We start from the raw sequence: 16,206 nt of genomic DNA, 5'->3' as shown, positions 1-16,206 counted from the left end.
TCGCCTACTGGTGACTGACCCAGAAAACCGCCGTCCCCACGACCAGAATGATCAAAAACAAAATCGCCCAGGCATCGACCGAGCTATCGCTTTTCTGTGCTTTGGTTGGGTTGCTCATTGCATCGCCTCTTGTCGGTTTTATCGGTGATTGCATAAAGACTCGATCACAGTAAAGACGACGATTGCCCGCGCCACAAACAGGGTCTTTGCAACAACGGTTCTCATTAGGCGATTTGGTTCTTTACATATGCTCAAACATCACTTTTACGCATAACTGCAAACTGGTATCTTGCCCCGGCTCCGTAGGGAGTGCGCGGCCGTGCGCGCAGAATTGCAGAGGTTTTATCGGACTCCGGCAAGCACAAAAACGCAGCTGTATCCGAGCGACCCAAGCCTGAGAACAGGACTTATATGTACGTATACGACGATTACGATCAGCGGATCATCGAGGACCGCGTCAAGCAGTTCCGTGATCAGACCCGACGCTATCTGGCAGGGGAGCTGAGCGAAGAAGAGTTCCGCCCGCTGCGCCTGCAAAATGGCCTCTATATCCAGCGTTTCGCCCCGATGTTGCGGGTCGCCGTGCCTTATGGCCAACTGACTTCGCGCCAGATGCGAATGATGGCCAGGATCGCCCGCGACTACGACAAGGGCTACGCCCACATCAGTACCCGGCAGAACGTGCAGTTCAACTGGCCTGCCGTGGAAGACATTCCGGACATTCTCGCTGAACTGGCGACCGTGCAGATGCACGCGATCCAGACCAGCGGCAACTGCCTGCGCAACGTCACCACCGACCAGTTCGCCGGTGTCGCCGCCGACGAGCTGATCGATCCGCGCCCATGGTGCGAGATCGTCCGCCAGTGGACCACGTTCCACCCGGAATTCGCTTACCTGCCGCGCAAGTTCAAGATCGCCGTCAACGGGTCGACCTCCGACCGTGCCGCCATTGAAGTCCACGACATCGGCCTTGAGCCGGTGCACAACGCCGCTGGCGAACTGGGCTTCCGTGTGCTGGTCGGCGGTGGCCTGGGCCGTACACCGGTGGTAGGCGCGTTCATCAATGAGTTCCTGCCGTGGCAAGACCTGTTGAGCTACCTCGACGCCATCCTGCGGGTCTACAACCGCTATGGCCGTCGTGACAACAAGTACAAGGCGCGGATCAAGATCCTGGTGAAAGCGCTGACGCCTGAAGTCTTCGCGCAAAAAGTCGACGCGGAAATGGAGCACCTTCGCGGTGGCCAGACCACATTGACCGAAGCCGAAGTGCAGCGTGTCGCCAAACACTTCGTCGACCCGGACTACAAGGCGTTGGACAACCAGTCCGCCGCCCTGGCCGAGCTCGACCAACAGCACCCGGGCTTCGCCCGCTGGCGCGTGCGCAACACCCTGGCCCACAAGAAGCCGGGCTATGTCGCCGTGACCCTGTCCCTGAAGCCGACCGGCGTTGCACCGGGCGACATCACCGACAAACAGCTCGACGCCGTGGCCGATCTGGCCGACCGTTACAGCTATGGTCAGCTGCGCACGTCCCACGAGCAGAACATCATTCTGGCCGACGTCGAGCAGGACAAGCTGTTCACCCTGTGGGGCGAGTTGCGCGAGCAAGGTTTCGCCACGCCGAACATCGGCCTGCTGACCGACATCATCTGCTGCCCGGGCGGTGACTTCTGCTCCCTGGCGAACGCCAAGTCGATCCCGATCGCCGAATCGATCCAGCGTCGTTTCGATGACCTGGATTACCTGTTCGACATCGGTGAGCTGGACCTGAACATCTCCGGTTGCATGAACGCCTGTGGTCACCACCACGTCGGCCACATCGGCATCCTCGGGGTGGACAAGAAAGGCGAAGAGTTCTACCAGGTGTCCCTCGGCGGCAGCGCCAGCCGTGACGCCAGCCTGGGCAAGATCCTCGGCCCGTCCTTTGCCCAGGAAGCCATGCCTGACGTGATCGAAAAACTCATCGACGTGTACATCGAACAACGTACCGAAGACGAGCGTTTCATCGACACCTACCAGCGTATTGGCATCGACCTCTTCAAGGAACGCGTCTATGCAGCGAATCATTAAGAACAACGAAGTCGTCGACGAAACCTGGCACTTGCTGCCGAAGGATTTCAACATCGACGAGATCACCAACTGCGACGACTACATTGTCCCGTTGCAGCTGTGGCGCGAACACAGCCGCATGCTCCTGGCCCGCGACGGCGGCTTGGGCATCTGGCTGGATGCCGATGAAGAAGCCGAGGAAATCAGTGAAGACGTGGCGCAGTTCCAGGTCATCGCCCTGAACTTCCCGGCCTTCACCGACGGCCGCAACTACTCCAACGCCCGCCTGCTGCGCGACCGTTACGGTTTCAAAGGCGAATTGCGGGCGATTGGTGATGTACTGCGCGATCAGCTGTTCTACCTGCATCGCTGCGGTTTCGATGCCTTTGCAATTCGCCCGGATAAAGACCCGTACGAAGCCCTCGAAGGTTTGAAGGACTTCTCGGTGACTTATCAGGCTGCTACCGACGAACCGCTGCCGCTGTTCCGTCGCCGCTAAGCAAAAGCGCATAAAAAAGCCCTGAATCGGACATCCGCTTCAGGGCTTTTTGTATCCGGCAAAACGGCTACGGCACGCGACTTACCAGAAGCGTTGCTGGGTCAACCGGCTCCACCAGCTCAGCAACACACGATCGACCGAACCGCTGGCAGCCATGCCGATACGCTCCGGCAGGCTTTTGCGTTCGGCGTAGTGCAAGTGGTAAAGCTCGGATTGTTTGGCGCGCTCGGCCAGGTACTCGTCGCTGGTCTTGAGTTCATCCACCAGCTGCTTGTCGAGTGCCGCGACACCGAGCCAGATTTCACCCGTGGCGACATCGTCGATGGCCAGTTGCGGGCGATAGCGGGACACGAAGTTCTTGAACAACTGATGGGTGATGTCCAGGTCTTCCTGGAACTTCTCCCGCCCCTTCTCGGTGTTTTCGCCAAACACCGTCAGGGTACGTTTGTATTCGCCGGCCGTGAGGACTTCGAAGTCGATGTCGTGCTTTTTCAGCAGGCGATTGACGTTAGGCAACTGCGCCACCACGCCGATCGAACCAAGGATCGCGAACGGTGCGCTGATAATCTTCTGCCCGATGCACGCCATCATGTAGCCGCCGCTCGCGGCGACTTTATCGATGCACACGGTCAGCGGCACGCCGGCGTCACGGATGCGCGCCAGTTGCGAGGACGCCAGGCCGTAGCTGTGAACCATCCCGCCGCCACTTTCCAGGCGCAAGACCACTTCGTCCTTGGGCGTGGCGAGGGTCAGCAGTGCGGTGATCTCATGGCGCAGGCTCTCGGTGGCCGAGGCCTTGATGTCGCCATTGAAATCCAGCACGAACACCCGTGGTTTGACCTCGGGTTGTTTCTTCTGTTTTTTGTCGGTTTTAGCCTGGGTCTTGCGCAACGCCTTGAGTTGATCCTTGTCGAGCAAGGTTTGCTCAAGGCGTTCACGCAGCCCTTTGTAGAAATCATTGAGCTTGCTGACCTGCAACTGACCGGCCGTTTTACGTCGCCCCTTGCTGCGCAGGGCCGCAAAACTGGCGAGGACCACCAGAATGGCGATCACCAGGGTCACGGTTTTGGCCAGGAAAATGCCGTACTCGGTGAAAAACTCCACAGGGACTCCTTAAACGATGCGCAACTCGAACGCGCGGGATGCCTCCAGCATACCCATGCACCAGCCTGTCGACCAGCCGTGAAACCTCTGGCAACAGGCCTGTAACGGGCATTTCAAACAAGCGTATGTTTTTTCATTGACAGCTCACCGTCATCCTCATAACCTCGCCAAACCTTCAACGTACCGGGACGACGCGGACGTGGGCAGTATCTATTTGATTCGACATGGCCAGGCCTCCTTTGGTGCAGACGACTACGACGTTCTGTCACCGACCGGTATTCGCCAGGCAGAAATCCTCGGCCAGCACCTGGCGGAACTCGGGATCAGCTTCGATCGCTGCCTCGCGGGCGATTTGCGCCGCCAGCAGCACACGGCCAACAGCGCGCTGGAACAATTCGCTGCCGTGGGCCTGCCGGTGCCGATCCTGGAGACGGATGCGGCGTTCAACGAATTCGATGCTGACGCGGTGATCCGCGCCCTGTTGCCAGCGATGCTGCCGGACGAGCCCGAAGCCCTGAACATCCTGCGCAATGCGCCGCAGAATCGCGGTGAGTTCCAGCGCATTTTTGCCCTGATCATTGAGCGCTGGTTGACCGGCAACTACGACGCCCCGGGGCTGGAAAGCTGGCTGGGCTTTGTCGAGCGGGTTCAGGGCGGTCTTGACCGAATTCTCGAGCTAGCCGACAACACCCAGAAAATCGCCGTGTTCACGTCCGGTGGCACCATCACTGCCCTGCTCCACCTCATTACGCAAATGCCTGCAAAACAGGCCTTTGAATTGAACTGGCAAATCGTCAACACCTCGCTCAACCACCTGAAGTTCCGTGGTCGCGAAGTGTCGCTGGCTTCCTTCAACAGTCATGCACACCTGCAGCTGTTGAAGACCCCGGAACTCATCACGTTTCGCTGAGTCCGGACTACTGTGACCCTGGCTGTATTCACCCAGCTCTTATTACCCAAGAAAGGATCGAACCATGACCTCCGTAGCTGATGCCGTACAAGCAATGAAAGCCAAGTTCAACCCAGCCGCTGCTGCCGGTCTGGACCTGGTCTTCGGTTTCCGCATCGACGACACCAAGAACTTCTCGCTGATCGTCAAGGACAGTACCTGCGAACTGCAGGAAGGCGAAAACCCGGACGCCCAGGTGACCCTGGTGATGGACGGCGAAACCCTGGAAGGCATCGTCGACGGTTCGACCGACGGCATGCAAGCGTTCATGGGCGGCAAGCTGCGCGCTGAAGGCGACATGATGCTGGCCATGAAACTGTCCGAGCTGTTCCCAAGCTAAGTACGCCGCTCCCGACTGTCGGGAGCGCGTCTGGCTTCAAGCGAATCCCGCCCCTCGTGGCGGGATTCGTCGTTTTTACCTGCTCGCCACAGGTTCGGTGGTGCTCTTACAATGTCCGCTCTTTCAACACCGGCCAGCCCATGGACATCGACCTCGCCCGCACCTTTCTGGAAATCGTCCGCCACGGCAGCCTGGCGGCGGCAGCAGAAAAACTGCATGTCACTCAGACCGCAATCACCGCCCGCGTGCAAAAGCTTGAAGGCCATCTGGGCAGTACCCTGTTCGTGCGCAATCGCGCCGGCGCACGCTTGACGCCGAACGGTGAAGCCTTCGTGGTCTACGCCAACCAACTGGTGGAAACCTGGGAAGCCGCGCGACGGGACTTGCCGCTGCCCGAGGGTTATCACGATGTGCTGCACATCGGCGGCGAAGTCAGTTTGTGCAATCCGCTGATGCTCGGTTGGGCCCGCGAAATTCGAGAAAAAATCCCCAGTCATGCCTTGCGCATGGAAATCCGTAACGGCGAAAACCTGCTGCACCAACTGGAACTGGGGGTGCTGGATGCCGCGCTGGTGTATCAACCCGAATACTGGCCGCGCCTGCAGGTCGAGCAGGTTCTCGAAGAAAAACTCATTCTAGTGCGCTTGGCCGATCGGCCCGATCCCTATGTGTATATCGACTGGGGCCCGGACTTCCGGCGTCAGCACGACGCCGCCCTGCCGGAAAAAGCCAAGGCTGCATTGAGCTTTAACCTGGGGCCACTGGGCCTGCAGTACCTGCTTGAAAACGGCGGCAGCGGCTACTTCCGAACCCGCGTCGTACAGAGCTATCTGGAAAGCGGAGTCATGGAGCGGGTGCCCAAGGCCCCGGAATTCAATTACCCGACCTACCTGGTTTACTCCCGCGACCGCGACTCGCCGACCCTGCAACGGGCTTTCGATCTGTTGCGCGAAGTCATCGACTCCAACGAAGACTGGTCACAACGCTGGGATCCACTGACCTGACTGCGTTTCTCACCGGATCATGGCTGTTGTGTCCTCAAGGTTCGACCTGTCAAAACGCCGGAATCGGCTAATCTGCTGGAGATGACAAAAAACGACAGGTGATTGCAGTGAGGCAGACCACCGAAGCATTCCGCAGCCGTTACCGCTCCGCCGTTCATCCGCTCTATAACCCTTGGCTGCACGGCGCGTTTGTCCTGCTGTTCGGAACGGTGGCCATCAGCGCTTTCTGGAGCAATGTGCATGAGGTCCGGCCCGCAGAGTGGTTAGCGGTGCCCGTGGCACTGCTGGTGTTCAATCTCGGCGTCTACCTGGCCCATCGTCACCTTGGGCATCATAAAAAAAGCTTCGCCCGAATGTTTTATGCCCGGCATGCCGGTGACCATCACAGCTTTTTCGCGCCTGGCCACATGACCTACGACGACGTTCGCGACTGGCGGGTGATTCTGTTCCCGGCGTGGCTGATCGTGCTGCACACCCTTTTCATTACCCTGCCGCTGTGGTGGCTGCTCAAGCAATGGAATGACAACGTCGCCGGAATCGTCGGCGGCTGCCTGGTCCTCGGTTACCTGGCCTATGAGGTGTTTCATGCCTGCGAGCATCTGCCGCCGCACAATCCGATCACCCGGCTGCCGTGGATTCGCCAGATGCGTCGCCTGCATGAACTGCATCACCGCCGTGAAATGATGCAGGAACGCAATTTCAACATCGTTTTTCCGCTGATGGACTACCTGTTCGGCACCCTCTACTGGGAGCCGGAACCTGACCCGCTCAACCCGACGAGAACGCCCATGACCCGCATGCAGCACCAGACCGTCATTGCCGGACGTCCCATCGAAGTACTTGCCTATGCCAGCACCGTGTCCCTGTGGCCGCAATGGCATCCGTCGTCGCTGCGGATCGACGGCCCAAAAGGCCCCTTGCATGCCGGTGCGCGTTTTGAGGAAGACATTCGTGCCGGTGGACGCGATGGCCACTTGAACTGGGAGGTGCAGGAGTATTTGCCCGGACGGCGTTGGAGTGCGCGGGCTCGCGGGGACAATGGCTTATCGTTGGTGGTGACTTACGAATGCGGAGCCGAAGGTGACGGCACACGGTTTACCCGCACACTGGAATACCAATTCAGCAGCCTGTTAATGCGGATGGCCAACCGGTTATTGCTCAAGCGTCGAATCAATCACGAGTCGGCGGTCTCGATGCTGGCGTTGCGTGAGAAGGCTCACCAACACCTGTCGGCGGGAGTCAGCGCGTGAAGGTACGTCATGTCGTATTGCTGGTGGCTATCGCCATCGGCGCCTTCTTGCTGCTCATGCCGACCAAGGTCAAACCGGTGGCCTGGACACCGCAACCGGCGCCCTCTCTTACCGATGGCCCCTACGCCAACAATCAACGCCTCAAAGATGTGGAACGCGTAGGCGCAACAGACATCGATGGGCCGGAAGCCCTGCTGCTGGAGAACGACACACTGATTACCGGACTGCATGATGGCCGTCTGATCCGCACGAGCCTGGATGGCAAGACCACTAAAGTCCTGGCCGACACCGGTGGTCGGCCATTGGGACTGGCTCGCCACCCCAATGGTTTGCTGGTGATCGCCGATGCGGTCAAAGGTCTGTTATCGCTCGATGCCCAGGGTCGGCTGGTCGCGCTGACCACCGAGGCTGGTGGCGTGCCGTTTGGTTTTACCGACGACGTGACCATCGACAAACCCGGTCATTACGCCTATTTCAGCGACGCTTCCAGCCGCTTCGGGTACGGCAACCATGGTGAGGCGGTGCTTGAACATGGCGGTGACGGTCGTTTGCTGCGTTATGACTTTCAGACGGGCAAGACAACGGTGTTGCTCGACAAGCTGGAATTCGCCAATGGCGTGGCCATGGGACCGGACGATGCGTTTGTGCTGGTCAATGAAACCGGCGCCTACCGGATCAGCCGCTACTGGCTCAGCGGGCCGAAAGCAGGCACTCACGACCTGTTCATCGACAACTTGCCCGGTTTGCCGGACAACCTGTCGTTCAACGGTCACGACCGTTTCTGGGTAGCGCTGTATGAACCGCGCAATGCGGTACTTGACTCCACCGCGCCCTATCCATTCGTGCGCCAGATGCTCGCTCGGGCCCTGACCGTCCTGCCCAAACCGCTAGCGAAACATGGATTCGCCCTGGGCCTGGACGTTGAGGGCAACGTCATCGCCAATCTGCAGGATAGCGGCGCAGACAACTATTCGCCGATCACCACCGTGCGCGAGTATGGGGACTGGTTGTATTTCGGCTCGCTGAAGTCGCGGAACATGGTGCGGTTGCCGTTGAGCAAGGCGTTCTGACAGTAAGTGTCGGAGCGAGCTTGCTCGCGATGAGGGCCTGTCAGTCAACATCGATGTTGAACAGGCTGGAGTCATCGCGAGCAATCTCGCGCCTACAAGGGCGGGTTCAATCTGGATTTTCTTCCGGCTCAGGTCACCGATTCTCGGTGACGCTTCGGTTGATCAGGATGACAACTGGAGTTGCCTGACGATCTTGTCCTTGACCTCCAAGCGCTTCGCCTTGAGCTTTGTCACCGCGTCATCGCTGGATTTGGCATCCTCTGCCTTCACCACTTCGGCATCCGCCTGGGAATACTTGTTGATTAACGAATCCAGTAACGGATCCTTGGAGCGTTTCTGCTGGATTTCTTCCTTTGAGCATTTCAGATCCTGATAAAGGTCATGGGACACCGGCATGGAACACCTCCGTTTGATGATCGGCAGTGAAACGCGATCGATTGCGTTCACCAACTATCAGAATGGCCTTGGTTGGACGGTTCTGTCGACCACCTGTCAGACCAGCGGTGCCCGTTCGTCGTCCTGTCGCAATTGCGATAAAACCTTTGCCGCTCGCCAGGCCTCCACACGTTAACGATCACCTGATCGCCCATGACAATCTGTGTGGAGAAGACCAATGGACGGATTGAACCTGCGCCACCTCGCCTTGGCTGTAGCCCTGAGCATCAGCATGGGCACCGCTTACGCTGGCACTTCCAATGATTTTGTCGACAAAGCGGCTGCCGGCAGCATCGCGGAAATCGAAACCAGCCGCCTGGCGCTGGAAAAAAGCGCCTCTGCCGACGTGAAAACATTTGCTAACATGATGATCACCGATCATTCCAAGGCCAACGATGAGCTCGCAGCCATCGCGAAAAAGAATGATATCGAGGTGCCGGACACCACCACGCTGGTGAAACAGGCCAAGGAAAAAATTCTCGATATGCGCGATGAATCCTTCGATGAGGCCTACGCCAACAACCAGGTCAAAGCCCACGAAGACACCATCGAACTGTTCAAGAAAGAAGCCAATACCGTGACGGATGACAAGACCAAAGGCGCCACCGAGCTCAAGGGTTTTGCACAGAAAATGCTGCCATCGCTGGAAAAACATCTGGGGATGGCCAAGAAGCTCCAGGCTGCGCACCCCAGCAAATAGCTATCCCAATGGCTGGGGTGTGCTGCACCGGCGCACAACACAATCCCATGTAGGAGCGAGCTTGCTCGCGCCGGAATTTTTGTCAGCCGTTGAGGACGGTGCGCACCATTTGGGTCAGCGCTTCAGGGCCATACGGTTTATTCAGCAGATGGGTCTCGGGGCTGAGCTGGTGATTGCGCGAGATGATGTCGCGGGTATGCCCTGACGTGAACAGTATGGCTACCGGCGGAACCTGCACGCTCGCCCAAGCGGCCAGGTCCGAACTTTTGATCAGGCCGGGCATGACCACGTCGGTGAAAATCAGGTCCACCGCTGCCCCCTCCAGCAACATTTGCATGGCCACATCGGCGTTGGTGGCCGTCAGGATCTGATAACCCTCGTCACGCAGTAGCTCAACCACCGAAGCGCGCACCGCGTCATTGTCCTCGACCACCAGAATGCGTTCATGTCCGCCGCGCTGATGCACGTCAGGTTTCGGCGTTTCAGTCAGTGCCACACGTTGAGTGCGAGGGAAATACAACTGCACCTGTGTCCCCTGCCCGACTTCGCTGGTGATCTCGATATGACCGCCACTTTGCTTGACGAATCCGAACACCATGCTCAGCCCCAGCCCCGTGCCCTGCCCGTCAGCCTTGGTGGTGAAGAACGGCTCGAAGGCCTGAGCCAATACCTGCGGCGGCATGCCGATGCCGGTATCGGCCACGGACACCCGCACAAAATCACCCGCACCAATGCCCTTTCCGACGCAAAACTCGCGGTTGAGGCGGATGTTCTCGGCGCTCAGTTCGATGGTGCCTTCGCCCTGCATGGCATCCCGGGCATTGATCGCCAGATTGAGGATGGCGTTCTCCAGTTGATTGCGATCGACAAAGACATTCCAGGCATCCTCGGGGGCGCTCATGTGCACCTGGAGCGTTTCACCCAGTGCACGCTGCAACAGTTCCGCCAGACCGTCGAAGATCTGCCGCAGGGTAAAAACCGCTGGCGACAGCGGTTGACGACGAGCGAACGCAAGCAGTTGCGAGGACAGCTTTGCGCCACGTTCCACGGCGGCAATCGACGCTGCGACCCGGCGTTGCACGTTGGCATTGTCGCGCTCGTGACGCGCCAGCAAGTGCAGGTTGCCGGCGATCACTTGCAGCAGGTTGTTGAAGTCATGGGCCACGCCACCGGTGAGGCCGCCGATGGCTTCGAGTTTCTGGGACTGGCGTAACTGCTCTTCCGCCGTCATCCGTGCCTCGACCTCATCGGCCACCCGCTGCTCCAGATTGCGGGTGAACTTGAGCAAGGACTCTTCGGCGGTCTTGCGCTCGTGAATGTCGATCAATACCCCCGGAAAACGAAACGCTTCGCCCTGCTCGTTGAACTCGCAACAGCCACTGGCAAGTACCCAGAGGTAACTGCCATCGGGACGCAGGATGCGGTATTCGGCGTTGAACGGCTCCCCGGTTCCAACCGAATGCCTGACTTGTTCCTGAACCCAGTCGAAGTCATCGACATGAATGCGCGCCTCGGCGACTTCATGCGGCAGATCCCCCAGATCTTGCCCCGGCGGATAGGAAAACGTGCGGGCGAAACGCTCATCACCGGACAGCACATTGGCCTTGATGTCCCAGACGAATGAGCCCAGCAAGGCACCGGCATTCAGCGCCAGGCGTACCCGCTCGTTGTCGGCACGATAAGCGTCTTCAGCTGCCTGTCGACGGCTTTCGGAAATCACCCGTTCCGTGGTCTCCACCACCATGGCCATGACGCCGGCCGGGTGCCCGGTATCATCAGCGACCGGACTGTAATAGAGGTCCATCCAGACTTCTTCCGGGACCCCGTCACGCAGCAGTACCAATTCTTTGTTGCGGTAGGACAAGGTCCCACCCGCCAGGCAGGTATCGACCACGTGCCGGTTGAACTCGGCGACTTCCGGCCAGCCCAGTTCAACGGGCGACCCCAGCAGATAGGGATGCCGCCCTCCGGCAAACTGCGAGTAGGCATCGTTGTAGATCATGTACCCGGCCGGCCCCCAAAGCATCACCATTGGCAGGGGGGACGCGAGCATCAACTGCACCGCGCTGTTCAGGCTTCTGGGCCACGTGTCGAGTGCGCCCAGTTCGGTGCAGCTCCAGTCGAACGCACGAATGCGCCCGGCCATCTCGCCGCTCCAGCCGGAACATCCGTGGCTATCCTCTAGAAATTGCATCGGTTGGCTCAATCCAGGTCATCTACGCCCGTTTGTTTCGAGCACGTCGCACGCCATTCGTTTCATAGAGGTATAGCTGATTCTCGCGAGGCTCCTTCAGCCCACTGGGATTGCGGTGTTAGTGGAAATCGCGGCTACGCACATTGATACCCTCCAGTAGCGGGCTCAAGTCACTCAAGCGCCCGGCAATCAGGTGCCGGACTTCGCCCTCTCTCTCCCAGCGCCCATCGACCTTGAGCAACTGCGAACCGACCAGTACCTGACGTTGCCGCTCGGCCAGGTCGCGCCAGACCACCACGTTGACGTTGCCGAACTCGTCCTCCAGCGTAACGAAGGTCACACCGCTGGCGGTGCTTGGACGTTGCCTGCCTGTCACCAGGCCGGCAACGCTGACCAGTCGTCCGTGCTCGACGTCAAGCAGCTCTTTTGAGCTGCGACAGCGCCGGGCTTTCAATTCACTGCGCAACAGCGCCAGCGGATGCGGCCCGAGGGTGGTGCCCAGGCTGTTGTAATCGGCGAGCAGGTCTTCGCCGACCGTGGGTTTGGGCAGCGACACCGCACCTTCCTCCTGGCTCGGTAGCCCGGCGAACAAGCCGAGCTGCTTTTGCACGCCTGCCACTTCCCAGCGCGCCCGGTGCCGATCCCCGGCCAACCCGCGCAACGCACCGGCATCGGCCAGTTGCTCTTGGGCACGGGCATCGAGTCGCGCCCGTTCCCCGAGGTCGGCGATGTCGACAAATGCACCGTTCAGACGGGCCGTTTCAATGCGCCGGGCGTCGTCCTCACGAAAGCCCTTGATCATGCGCAAGCCCATGCGAATCGCCGGTTGCGCCCCGGTGACCGGCTCCAGGCTGCAATCCCAATCGCTGGCGCGCACGTCCACCGGACGAATCTGCAAATGATGGCGGCGCGCATCCTGCAGAATCTGGTCCGGACTGTAGAAACCCATCGGCCAACTGTTAATCAGCGCGCAGGCGAAGGCGGCCGGTTCGTGGCATTTCAACCAGCAACTGGCGTACGTCAACAAGGCGAAACTGGCAGCGTGGGACTCGGGAAAACCGTAGCTGCCAAAGCCCTTGATCTGCTCGAAAATCTGCGCGGCGAATTCGGCGGTATAGCCCTTTTTCTTCATGCCCGCAGCCAACCGCTCCTGGTGCGGCTCGAGCCCGCCGTGGCGCTTCCAGGCTGCCATGGAACGACGCAACTGATCGGCCTCGCCAGGGCTGTAGTCGGCGGCGACGATTGCGATCTGCATCACCTGTTCCTGAAACAGCGGCACACCGAGGGTGCGTTTCAACACTTCCCGCAACTCTTCGGAGGGGTAGCTTTCGAGTTCTTCCTTGTTTCGACGACGCAGGTACGGGTGCACCATGCCACCCTGAATCGGCCCCGGACGGACAATGGCGACTTCGATCACCAGGTCATAGAACTTGCGGGGCTTGAGCCTGGGCAGCATCGACATCTGTGCCCGGGATTCGATCTGGAACACACCGATGGTGTCGGCCCGACCAATCATGTCGTAGGTTTGCGAGTCTTCAGAAGGCACGGTTGCCAGGCTCAAATCGCGGTTGCGATGACGACGCAGCAAATCGAAACAACGACGAATCGCGCTGAGCATGCCCAAGGCCAGGATATCGACTTTGAGCAGGCCGACGGCATCAAGGTCGTCCTTGTCCCACTGAATGATAGTGCGCTCGGCCATGGCCGCGTTTTCCACCGGTACAAGATGGTCCAAAGGCTGCTCGGAAATGACAAAACCACCGGGGTGCTGGGACAGGTGTCGAGGGAAACCGATCAACTGCTGCGTCAGGCTCAACACCCGGCGCAATACCGGGCTTTCTGGATCGAAACCGCCTTCACGCAAGCGTTCGACGGGGGGTGTTTCATCACTCCAGTGGCCACAACAATCGGCCAGGGCATTGATCTGGTCCGGTGGCAAACCCAACGCCTTGGCCACATCACGCACCGCGCCGGCCGCATGGTAAGTGCTGACCACAGCGGTCAACGCTGCACGACCCCGGCCATAGCGCTTGAACACGTACTGCAGGACTTCCTCGCGGCGTTCGTGCTCGAAGTCCACATCGATATCCGGCGGCTCGTTGCGCTCCTTGGAGAGAAAACGCTCAAACAGCATGTTCATCCGGTCGGGGTCGATCTCGGTGATGCCCAAGGCGAAACACACCGCCGAGTTGGCCGCCGAACCTCGACCCTGACACAGGATTTTCTCGCGTCGGGCGAAGGCGACGATGTCCTGAACCGTAAGGAAATAACTTTCGTAACCCAGCTCGGCGATCAGCCCGAGCTCCTTGTCGATCAGCCCGCGCACCTTGTCGCTGGCGCCTTGCGGCCATCGCTCGCGGATACCGCGCTCGGTCAACTCGCTCAGCCAGGACGTGGCGCTATGCCCTTCAGGCACCAGTTCTCGGGGATATTGATAACGCAATTGACCGAGGTCGAAGGTGCAGCGCCGGGCGATAACCAGCGTTTGTTCCAGCAAGGCTGGCGGGTAAAGCGCCTGCAGGACATCGAGACCGCGCAGGTGCCGCTCGCCGTTGGGGTGCAGCCGCAACCCGGCATCGGCTACGGGCAGATGATGACGGATCGCGGTCATGGTGTCCTGCAAGGCCCGCCGGCCGCGCGCGTGCATGTGTACATCGCCGCTGGCCACCGCTGGAACTCCCAACTCCCGGGCCAGGGCTGACAGTTCGCTCAGGCGTCGTGCATCGTCCTGGCCACGATGCAATTGCACCGCCAGCCACAGGCGTTCGGTGAAGACCTGTTTCAGCCAGTGCCCTTGCTCAAAAGCGTCGACCGCGTCCGGTACCCACAACGCCAATAGCCCCGGCAACGGTTCGCTGAAATCTTCGCGCAGTACTTGATACTGGCCTTTCTGCGTACGACGCCGAGCGCGGGTGATCAATCGGCACAACGCCTGATAACCCTCCAGATTCTCCACCAGCAGCACCAATTTCGGGCCGTTTTCGATGCGCACTTCACTGCCGATGATCAGCGGCAGCTCCACGGATTTCGCTGCCTGCCAGGCGCGAACGATGCCCGACAAGGTGCACTCATCAGTGATCGCCAGCGCCTGGTAGCCCTGTTTTTTTGCTCGCTGAAACAGTTCGAGGGCACTGGACGCGCCGCGCTGGAAGCTGAAATTCGACAGGCAGTGCAGCTCGGCATATTCGACATTCATGCGAACCAGCCCTGCAACCACAACGGGCCGTCCTCACCCACCGCCCGGTAGGCCCAGCCCTGTTGGCCGGCGCGGGTTTCGATCAGGTAATAATCCCGGCGGACATCGCCGCCGTCCCACCAACCGGACTCGATACGTTCCGGCCCCATGAGGATGCGTGCCGAGCCTTGGTGCACGGCCAACGGTTCAGTCAGCAGCCAACCCGGTCGCTTCACGACGGCAAGCCCCGTGCAGGAGTGATGGTCGGCCTTGGCCTGCCAGGCGCACTCGGGTCGATGATCGGCCTGAAAGCGCAGGCCATGCACCGCGTCATCCCCCAGCCGTGCGCGCAAGCGTTCGCGCAGTTGCTCCCAGGGCAAGGATTGCTGCGCACGATCATCGAACAGCTCCTGATGCTGGGGTACGAACGCCGGCAGGTCTTCGGCGCGCAGACGGAAGCCGCGCACCGGCGCCTCGACCTGAACTTGCTCCAGTCGCCCCCGAGCCAGTTCAAAGAGCATTGCCGGATCACGCTCGGCGCTGAGCAGACCGACCTTGATCAGCGTGTCCGGCAACCCCGCGTGCTCCAGGTGCAGGTCAAAACGCTGTACGCCGCTGTCGCGACCACAAAGAAACGCCGCCAGATCGCCGGTCAGCCGGCGTAATGGAAACAGCAAGGCCTGATGGGACTGCACATCGAAATTGAGCTCGATGCGCACATCGAAACGGTCCGGCGGCAGGTAGAACGCCAGTGCGAGCCGACGCAACCCCAGCAGCGCGTCCAGATACTTGAGCACCTGAGCCTCGAAACGCCGGGCGAGGCTATGCCGGGGTAACGCCTGCACTTGACTCAAGGTGCGCAAGCCCATGCGTAACAATGCCGTGGCAACCGATGCCTCCAGCCCGATCCGGTCGATCGGCAATTGTCCCAGATGATGCTGCAAGGCTTGATCGTCAGGCACCACAAGACCGTCATAAGCGTTGGCCAGCACCCGCGCCGCCACCGGGTTGGGCGCGGCGACAATGCGATGACGAAAACCCAGTTCGCCGAGTTCGCGACGCAAGCGCGCCTCGAGTTGCGGCCAGGCACCGAACAGCCCGAGGCTGGACTCGATTTCAAACACCACGGTGCGCGGGTAATGCACGCTGACCTGGGAGCTGAAACCATAGGCCCAGGCGGCGAGAAACTGTTGCCAGTGTTCGATGTCGGCGGCGTCGTATTCGGCCGTGGCAAAACCTTTGCTCAAAGCCTGGGCGGCGCTCATGGACTGACCGGGACGCAAGCCCAACGCCCTCGCCGGGCCATTGACCGCCTGCAACACCCGACGCTGGGCCGGGCCGGTCAGCAAAACCAGAGGTTCATCAGGATCGGCACGCTGACGCAGTACCGCGTCCAGCGCCAATTGCGGGAAGAGAATGCAAACCCAGCGCATGGCA

13 protein-coding genes are annotated in these 16,206 nt (G+C 60.0%); 8 read left to right on the top strand and 5 right to left on the bottom strand.

Going from position 1 to position 16,206, the window contains the following annotated elements; all coding sequences use genetic code 11:
- Positions 1 to 411: 411 nt before the first annotated feature.
- Complete coding sequence (locus CKW19_RS15125) at positions 412 to 2,070, top strand: nitrite/sulfite reductase (protein ID WP_095058556.1); 1,659 nt, start codon at positions 412 to 414, stop codon at positions 2,068 to 2,070.
- Positions 2,054 to 2,548 carry a DUF934 domain-containing protein gene (locus tag CKW19_RS15120; protein ID WP_053160900.1) on the top strand — a complete coding sequence of 165 codons (495 nt, stop codon included), beginning with the start codon at positions 2,054 to 2,056 and terminating at the stop codon, positions 2,546 to 2,548. The genes CKW19_RS15125 and CKW19_RS15120 overlap by 17 nt, the downstream gene beginning before the upstream one ends.
- A gap of 81 nt (positions 2,549 to 2,629) precedes the next feature.
- Here CKW19_RS15120 and sohB read toward each other — a convergent pair whose 3' ends face one another.
- Complete coding sequence (gene sohB, locus CKW19_RS15115; RefSeq protein ID WP_095058555.1) at positions 2,630 to 3,652, bottom strand: protease SohB; 1,023 nt, start codon at positions 3,650 to 3,652, stop codon at positions 2,630 to 2,632.
- A 199-nt stretch (positions 3,653 to 3,851) separates the two neighbouring features.
- Between sohB and CKW19_RS15110 the strand changes: the two genes are divergently transcribed.
- From CKW19_RS15110 to CKW19_RS15090, 5 genes are all read left to right on the top strand, one after another.
- Positions 3,852 to 4,562: a histidine phosphatase family protein gene (locus CKW19_RS15110; protein ID WP_095058554.1), complete on the top strand. Its 711-nt coding sequence runs from the start codon at positions 3,852 to 3,854 to the stop codon at positions 4,560 to 4,562.
- A gap of 64 nt (positions 4,563 to 4,626) precedes the next feature.
- Positions 4,627 to 4,941 carry an SCP2 sterol-binding domain-containing protein gene (locus CKW19_RS15105; RefSeq protein WP_008015934.1) on the top strand — a complete coding sequence of 105 codons (315 nt, stop codon included), beginning with the start codon at positions 4,627 to 4,629 and terminating at the stop codon, positions 4,939 to 4,941.
- Positions 4,942 to 5,081: 140 nt separating this feature from the next.
- A complete protein-coding gene (locus CKW19_RS15100) occupies positions 5,082 to 5,945 on the top strand; it encodes a LysR family transcriptional regulator (protein ID WP_095058553.1) in 864 nt (287 codons plus the stop codon).
- A 107-nt stretch (positions 5,946 to 6,052) separates the two neighbouring features.
- Positions 6,053 to 7,195, top strand: coding sequence for an SRPBCC family protein (locus CKW19_RS15095; protein ID WP_095058575.1), 1,143 nt, complete (start codon positions 6,053 to 6,055; stop codon positions 7,193 to 7,195).
- Positions 7,192 to 8,265 carry an SMP-30/gluconolactonase/LRE family protein gene (locus tag CKW19_RS15090; protein WP_367316919.1) on the top strand — a complete coding sequence of 358 codons (1,074 nt, stop codon included), beginning with the start codon at positions 7,192 to 7,194 and terminating at the stop codon, positions 8,263 to 8,265. The genes CKW19_RS15095 and CKW19_RS15090 overlap by 4 nt, the downstream gene beginning before the upstream one ends.
- A gap of 162 nt (positions 8,266 to 8,427) precedes the next feature.
- Here CKW19_RS15090 and CKW19_RS15085 read toward each other — a convergent pair whose 3' ends face one another.
- Positions 8,428 to 8,661 carry a DUF465 domain-containing protein gene (locus tag CKW19_RS15085; protein WP_095058552.1) on the bottom strand — a complete coding sequence of 78 codons (234 nt, stop codon included), beginning with the start codon at positions 8,659 to 8,661 and terminating at the stop codon, positions 8,428 to 8,430.
- A gap of 217 nt (positions 8,662 to 8,878) precedes the next feature.
- On the opposite strand from CKW19_RS15085, the gene CKW19_RS15080 reads away from it, so the two are divergent.
- Positions 8,879 to 9,400, top strand: coding sequence for a DUF4142 domain-containing protein (locus CKW19_RS15080; protein WP_095058551.1), 522 nt, complete (start codon positions 8,879 to 8,881; stop codon positions 9,398 to 9,400).
- An 82-nt stretch (positions 9,401 to 9,482) separates the two neighbouring features.
- On the opposite strand, the gene CKW19_RS15075 is transcribed toward CKW19_RS15080, so the two are convergent.
- From CKW19_RS15075 to CKW19_RS15065, 3 genes are all read right to left on the bottom strand, one after another.
- On the bottom strand, positions 9,483 to 11,594 hold the full coding sequence (locus tag CKW19_RS15075) for a PAS domain-containing sensor histidine kinase (RefSeq protein WP_095058550.1): 2,112 nt from the start codon (positions 11,592 to 11,594) through the stop codon (positions 9,483 to 9,485).
- A 118-nt stretch (positions 11,595 to 11,712) separates the two neighbouring features.
- On the bottom strand, positions 11,713 to 14,811 hold the full coding sequence (locus tag CKW19_RS15070; protein ID WP_218232095.1) for an error-prone DNA polymerase: 3,099 nt from the start codon (positions 14,809 to 14,811) through the stop codon (positions 11,713 to 11,715).
- On the bottom strand, positions 14,787 to 16,202 hold the full coding sequence (locus tag CKW19_RS15065) for a DNA polymerase Y family protein (protein ID WP_095058548.1): 1,416 nt from the start codon (positions 16,200 to 16,202) through the stop codon (positions 14,787 to 14,789). Before CKW19_RS15065 ends, CKW19_RS15070 begins: the two co-directional genes overlap by 25 nt.
- Between the last annotated feature and the right edge of the window lie 4 nt (positions 16,203 to 16,206).

This window comes from Pseudomonas sp. Irchel s3f7, from assembly GCF_900187615.1.
GTDB lineage: Bacteria > Pseudomonadota > Gammaproteobacteria > Pseudomonadales > Pseudomonadaceae > Aquipseudomonas.
Note: the sequence above shows the minus strand (reverse complement) of the source record. Positions and strands in the feature narration are given on the sequence as shown.

What these genes read in the sequence shown, in the direction of transcription:
- CKW19_RS15125 (WP_095058556.1), top strand. Translation starts at nt 412, where the DNA reads ATGTACGTATACGACGATTACGATCAGCGGATCATCGAGGACCGCGTC.
- CKW19_RS15120 (WP_053160900.1), top strand. Translation starts at nt 2,054, where the DNA reads ATGCAGCGAATCATTAAGAACAACGAAGTCGTCGACGAAACCTGGCAC.
- CKW19_RS15105 (WP_008015934.1), top strand. Translation starts at nt 4,627, where the DNA reads ATGACCTCCGTAGCTGATGCCGTACAAGCAATGAAAGCCAAGTTCAAC.
- CKW19_RS15100 (WP_095058553.1), top strand. Translation starts at nt 5,082, where the DNA reads ATGGACATCGACCTCGCCCGCACCTTTCTGGAAATCGTCCGCCACGGC.
- CKW19_RS15085 (WP_095058552.1), bottom strand. Translation starts at nt 8,661, where the DNA reads ATGCCGGTGTCCCATGACCTTTATCAGGATCTGAAATGCTCAAAGGAA.
- CKW19_RS15080 (WP_095058551.1), top strand. Translation starts at nt 8,879, where the DNA reads ATGGACGGATTGAACCTGCGCCACCTCGCCTTGGCTGTAGCCCTGAGC.
- CKW19_RS15075 (WP_095058550.1), bottom strand. Translation starts at nt 11,594, where the DNA reads ATGCAATTTCTAGAGGATAGCCACGGATGTTCCGGCTGGAGCGGCGAG.
- CKW19_RS15065 (WP_095058548.1), bottom strand. Translation starts at nt 16,202, where the DNA reads ATGCGCTGGGTTTGCATTCTCTTCCCGCAATTGGCGCTGGACGCGGTA.